This window comes from Megasphaera massiliensis, assembly GCF_036305205.1.
In the GTDB taxonomy this organism is placed as follows: Bacteria; Bacillota; Negativicutes; order Veillonellales; family Megasphaeraceae; genus Megasphaera; species Megasphaera massiliensis.
Genome location: NZ_JAXIXE010000012.1, coordinates 1 through 6,839 on the forward strand (window position 1 = coordinate 1; position 6,839 = coordinate 6,839).

A 6,839-nucleotide genomic window follows, 5' to 3' on the forward strand; every position below is an offset into this window, starting at 1 on the left:
CCGTATCGCCGGCGAACTTCAAGCCGTCTTCCAGAGTAGCTACCGTATGTTCTTCACCGTTTTCATCTTCATATACGATACGGGTAATACCATCTTTACCATGCTTGCCATCGACACCGTCAGCACCATTCTTCACGGAGATTTCGCCGTACGCATTCTTACCCGGCTGACCGTCTTCACCGGCAGGACCCGGAGGACCGACTAAACCGATGCTGCCCGGCGTACCGTCTTTACCATCCTTGCCCGGTTGACCGATGACAACTTCATTCTTCAATTTGAGGTCATAAACCTTCTGGCCGTTCACGTCTTTTACGGCCATAGTGAGGTTATTGTCACCGATATAATCGCCTAAGGCTCCGTCAGCGCCGGCTTTAGCAGATTTGCCATCGAGGGTGAGTTCAGTATGAGCACCGCCAACGTCTGAGGATACTTTAGAAATAGCTTTTTCTAACTGATCTTCCGTAGCTGCGCGACCGCTTACGATACCGTTAGTATCAGGGTCCCATTTAGTATTAGTTAACCCTATAATGAAGGAGCCATCTTCGGTTTCACCGTCTTTCGTCGTTGCTACACCTTTCTGCTTCGCGATGTAAATTCCGCCAGTAACAGCACCGTCTTCACCGGTTGTACCACCAATGCGTACACTGCCGTCAGCCAAATCGAGGTTCTTGGCCAACTTCACGGTTAATCCACCATCGGATTTGGCTACGACACCGATATTATTATCCGTGAGCAAGGTGGTATCGCTGATTCCGCCTTTGACTTCAAGGGTTTCATTCAGTTTCTTAGCGATAGTTACATTTTCCGTATCGCCGGCAAACTTCAAGCCGTCTTCCAGAGTCGCTACCGTATGTTCTTCGCCTCTTTCATCTTCATAAACGATACGAGTGATGCCGTCTTTACCATGCTTGCCATCGACACCATCTACACCGTTCTTCACGGAGATTTCGCCGTAAGCGTTTTTACCCGGTTGACCGTCTTCACCTTTAGGACCGGCAGGACCGACTAAGCCGATGCTGCCAGGAGTTCCATCTTTACCGTCCTTGCCCGGTTGACCGATGACAACTTCATTCTTCAACTTGAGATCATAAACCTTCTGACCGTTTACATCTTTTACGGCCATGGTAAGATTGTTATCACCGATGTATTCGCCTAACTTACCATCGGCGCCGGCTGTTGCTTCTTTACCATCGAGAGTAAGCTCAGTATGAGCACCGCCAACATCTGAGGATACTTTAGAAATAGCTGCGTCTAACTGAGCCACGTTGACTGCATCCATGTCATCAATACCGGTTGCAACGTTAACAATCCGTTGATTACCGTTATCTAAGCCAGCAGAGCTTAACTTAACAGTTCCTACAATCGGACTTTCAACAGCCGTTAAGGTTTCACCATTCTTAGTGTAGGTCTGCGTGTCTGCATTATAGACAGCGTCGGTTAAATCGGTATACCAGTTGCCGTCTTCGCCCTTAACCAACCAATTACCTTTTTCATCCTTCATAACTTCGGATGCAATGGTAATGCTGCCGTCAGCCAGGTCTAGTTTCTTAGCCAACTTCACGGTTAAACCGCCATCGGATTTTGCGACGACGCCGATGTTGTTATCTACCAAGGAGTCTTCATCACTGATGCCACCCCTAATGTCTAAGGTTTCATTCAATTTCTTGGCAATCGTGACGTCCTTCGTATCGCCGGCAAACTTCAAGCCGTCTTCCAGCGTAGCTACCGTATGTTCTTCACCCTTTTCATCTTCATAAACGATACGGGTAATACCGTCTTTACCGTGCTTGCCATCGACACCATCGACGCCGTTCTTCACGGAGATTTCACCATAAGCGTTCTTGCCCGGCTGACCGTCTTCACCGGCAGGGCCCTGAGGACCAACTAAACCGATACTGCCCGGTGTACCGTCTTTGCCATCCTTGCCCGGTTGACCGATGACAACTTCATTCTTCAATTTGAGGTCATAAACCTTCTGACCGTTTACATCTTTCACGGCCATGGTAAGGTTGTTGTCACCAATGTAATCGCCGAGCGCACCGTTTGCACCGGCTTTAGCAGATTTACCGTCAAGAGTAAGTTCCGTATGAGCACCGCCAACGTCTGAAGATACTTTAGAAATAGCTGCGTCGAGTTGGTCAACATTGACTGCATCCATGCCGTTAATACCGGCTGCTACATTAACGATCCGTTGATTACCGTTGTCGAGGCCTGTAGAGCTTAACTTCACCGCTCCCACAACCGGACTTTCGACAGCCGTTAAAGTGGCTCCGTCCTTGGTGTAAGTCTGCGAATCCGCATCGTAGACAGCGTCAGTTAAATCGGTGTACCAGTTTCCATCCTCACCTTTCACGAGAACATTGCCATCTTTATCTTTCGCTACTTCAGCAAAGGCTACGCTGCCGTCAGACAGATTAAGGTTCTTGGCCAACTTCACGGTCAATCCGCCGTTAGCTTTGGCTAAGATGCCAATATTGTTGTCCGTGAGCAGACTTGAATCGCTGATACCGCCCTTCACTTCAAGGGTTTCATTGAGTTTCTTAGGAATGGTCACATTTTCTGTATCGCCGGCGAACTTCAAGCCGTCTTCCAGAGTAGCTACCGTATGTTCTTCACCCTTTTCATCTTCATAAACAATACGGGTGATTCCGTCTTTACCGTGCTTGCCATCGACTCCATCTACACCGTTCTTCACAGAGATTTCACCATAAGCGTTCTTGCCCGGCTGACCGTCTTCACCGGCAGGGCCTTGCGGACCGACTAATCCGATGCTGCCAGGCTTGCCGTCTTTACCGTCCTTGCCCGGTTGACCGATAACCACTTCATTCTTCAATTTGAGGTCGTAAACTTTCTGACCGTTTAAATCTTTCACGGCCATGGTAAGGTTGTTGTCACCAATGTATTTGCCTAACTCACCATTAGCACCGGCTGTTGCGGATTTACCGTCTAAGGTCAGTTCCGTATGAGCTTTGGCAATTGTTTCTACCGTTTTAAGCTGTGCCAAGTTAACCGCATCAGAGTCTTCGGTACCAGCGGCTACGTTAATAATTTGACGAGTAGCACCTGAACCACCAACTGAAACAGCACCATAACTAGATTTATAAGCTGCAATAATCCCCGTCCGCTTATTGAAGCTTTCAGTCATAGCGTTTGCAGCAGCTATATAGGCGTTTATTACATCCGGATTTTTTGGATCTTGCTGATATGCGGCTAATTTTTCCTGGAAAATTTGAACTTTTTCAACATAATCTTGATGCGCCTGTTCAAATTCAGCCGTTTTACCTAGATAAGCTGCTACGGATGCGTCATCGGTAAAGGTTACACCATCAGGAGAATAGCCATACACTTCAGCGCTTCGATTGGCCGCTGCACCTAATCCCAAGGCAACCCCCGATTTTTCTGTTACAGACGTTCCATAGCCTAAGGCTGTACCGCCTTGATTCGTAACGGAACTGTTAATACCTATGGCCATACCATAATTTGCGTTATTAACATTTGCCATAGAACCAATAGCAATACCGGAATCAGAGTTTGTTACTTTCGAGAATGTACCCAAGGAAGTTCCATAATTAGAACCACTAACAATAGCTGATTGCCCTACAGCAGTCCCCTGAATTGAATCAGTAACGTTAGCCCTTGTACCGAGTGCAGTGCCAAATAACGATTTATCTACTAGAGCACCGTAACCAACTGCAGTTCCTTGTTCCGAACCGGTTACCTTAGAAGTGGCACCATACGCACTGCCAAAATTAGAATTACTAATTTCAGATTGGGAACCAATAGCAACAGCACTCGCAGCCGTTACTTTTGTTTTAGGACCAATAGCAATAGAGTTATCTCCCGTAGCCCCATCATTAAGTTTATTCTCTGTTTCGGAAGATTTAATCGATACGTATTCAATCTGATTGGCATCTACTTTAGTATGAAGAGCCTTTAACTGTGCCACGTTAACGGCATCAGTATCTTCAGATCCTGCAGCAACGCCGGTAATTTGACGAGTATTAACAGAGTTCCCTACAGAAACAGCGCCTAGTCCTGATTTATAAGCATTAACAATAGCATTACGTTTTTCAAAACTTACCTGAGCTGCATTAAAGGCTTGAGCTACTTCATTTTTCAACTGCTCATTATTTGGGTCTTTTTGTAATGCTTCGTTTTTCTCATTAAAGAGAACCACATTGCTATTAAATTCATCATTTGCAGCTTTATATTCTGCGGTTTTACCCATATATGCAGCCAATGCTTCGTCCGAGTCAAAGGTAACCCCATCCACAGTATAACCATATACTCCACTTGCTCTATCAACAGCTGACCATGCACCAAGTGCTACGCCGTCGGTAACATTGGAGGTAGCTCGTCGCCCTACTGCAACAGAGTTTTCACCATTAGCTCGGCTCACGGTACCTAAGGCCATACCATTTGAGGCGGATACAGTGGCACCTGTACCGATAGCCATACCATTATAGAAAGCACCTCTATTTTCAACTTTCATATATTGTGTCGGAGTTTTTTCGCCAAATTTGTCAGTCGCAAAAGCAGCCCCTACATACAAGGCCTTTTCATCATCCGACAACGCATTATACTCATCAGGCGTGATTACTGTACTTTTTACAACCGCTTCTGTCCCAATAGCAATAGAGCCGCTACCATATACAGCCGACTTAGAGCCGGTTGCCACTGAAGAATTAGCAAAAGTTGCTGCTTCACTACCTACTGCTACCGAACTTTCACTGTTACCTTGTGCCCCGACGCCAACAGCTACGGTTCTAAAATTAGATTCCGCATTATTACCGACAGAAATACCACCGGAGCCACTACTTTTCGCATTATAACCGACAGCAACCCCCAACGCAGTAGACTTTGCCGAACCACCGAGAGCTACTGAAACACCATCCGCACTGGCAGAGGAACCTAGTGCCACTGACTCTTGACCGGAAGCAGTCGCCTTATAACCAATAGCCGTTTGCCCATTGGCACTATTATCCGAAATAGTCGCTTTATGACCGATAGCTAAACTATTAGCAGCATTCGTTGTTGCACCCGCCCCAATAGCTATGGAACTATTTCCTGTAGCGCCCTGATTATCCGCATTTACAGTTTCGTCTACCAATTCAGTATTGTCATCATAATACGTAGGTTTGACTGAAAAATATTTAACCGAATTATCATCGACTTTAATGTTAAGAGCCTTCAACTGCGCCACGTTCACTGCATCAGTATCTTCAGAACCGGCTGCTACATTGGTAATTTGTCTCGTAGCTCCTACAGCACCTACAGAAACCGCACCATTTACAGATTGCCATGCATCAATTATCTGTTGTTTTTCATTCAGAGCTGTTGCGTATTCCGTATGTTCAGCTAACCAAGCCTCAAGTTTGCGTTTTGCCGCGTTTCGTCTGCTAGTAGAAGTTGCGTTATTAATTTCATCCACATATCCGTTATATTCAGCTGCTAAAGGATCTATTATAGCTGTGAGTGCATCATATCTTGCTTTTTGCCCTGTAGATTCCAATACCTCTTCAAACGAGCTATTATCGCCACCTAAAGCATAACCGATTTTACCTTTTTCACGGTCTGCTACAGAATAAGCACCGATAGCAACACCATTTTCTACATTACCATTTGCACTATAGCCAAGTGCTACTGCCCCTTGTTCGTTGGCTTTAGCATATGTACCTATAGCCGTGCCTTTTTCTTCCGCAGTCGAACTTCCGCCAAAGGTAGCTGCATGTTTCTTTGCATTTGAAAAAGCACCGACGGCTGTGTTCAAATAAGCGTCCTTTGATCCTGATCCAGCAGACATATCTTTTAGTAAATAAAGACTATTAAATTCAATGTATTTTTCTTTTTCTTCAGGTGAAAGTGCAATATACTGATTGTAATATATATAGCCATTGTGAGCATAACTTTGATTGCCAATTGCTACGGAATCATGTCCGGCAGCAATACTTTTTCTTCCAACGGCTAGAGAGCTTTGTCCTCGTGCATTAGTATATGCGCCTAAGGCCATAGAGTTCTTATTTTCAGCAATACTCATGGCACCAAAAGCTAATGAAGTCTCACCCAAGGCCTTGGCATCTTGGCCAACCGCTGTTGACTGATAATCAAGGGCCTCTGCCCACTGCCCTACAGCGATAGATCCCTGACCTTTAACTTTTCCACTATTTCCTAAAACAACTTGAGCAATACCGCCTAAACTTTTGGCTTCCTCACCAATAAAGATACCGTTTCCGGCTTTTGTAGGATCTGTATCATAATCTTTTGCATATCTACCGATGACAATACTTCCATGAGCGGATTCAGCGTTCTCACCAATAACCAATGCATATTGTGTATTCACATTGAATATTTTGGCACTATCACCAATAGCAATAGACCCCGGGCCTTTTGTTGAAGCATTCCGTCCAATGGCAATGGCTCTCTTACCGGTCGCGCCGTCATTATTCCAGTTTGTTCCGGCAGGAGATTCACTATCATCAATATTTTCAGTATTTACGGAAAAATAGTGTACATTTTCCTCAATAATTTTATTATTAAGCTTATTATTAAGTGCTTTCAACTGAGCCACGTTAACAGCATCAGAATCTTCACTGCCGGCTGCTACATTGGTTATCTGTCTGGTCGCATCTACTCTGCCTACGGAGACCGCACCATACCCCGATTGCCAAGCATTAAGCATCGTTTCTTTTTCTTTTAGAGCAAGAAAATACTCCGGATGTTTGAACCGACCCCCTAAAGTTGGACCTAAAAATCTAACTTTAGGAGGTCGGTTTTTTATGGTAAAATACAGTACTGAATTTAAGTTGAAAGTTGTCACTGCATATCTTAATGGTGAAGAC

Annotated in this window: 1 protein-coding gene; it reads right to left on the bottom strand. The window is 45.2% G+C overall.

Annotated elements, in window-relative coordinates; genetic code table 11:
* Positions 1-6,679 (bottom strand): hypothetical protein (locus tag UCI88_RS01870; protein ID WP_330023944.1); only part of this gene is annotated, 6,679 nt, incomplete at its 3' end.
* Between the last annotated feature and the right edge of the window lie 160 nt (positions 6,680-6,839).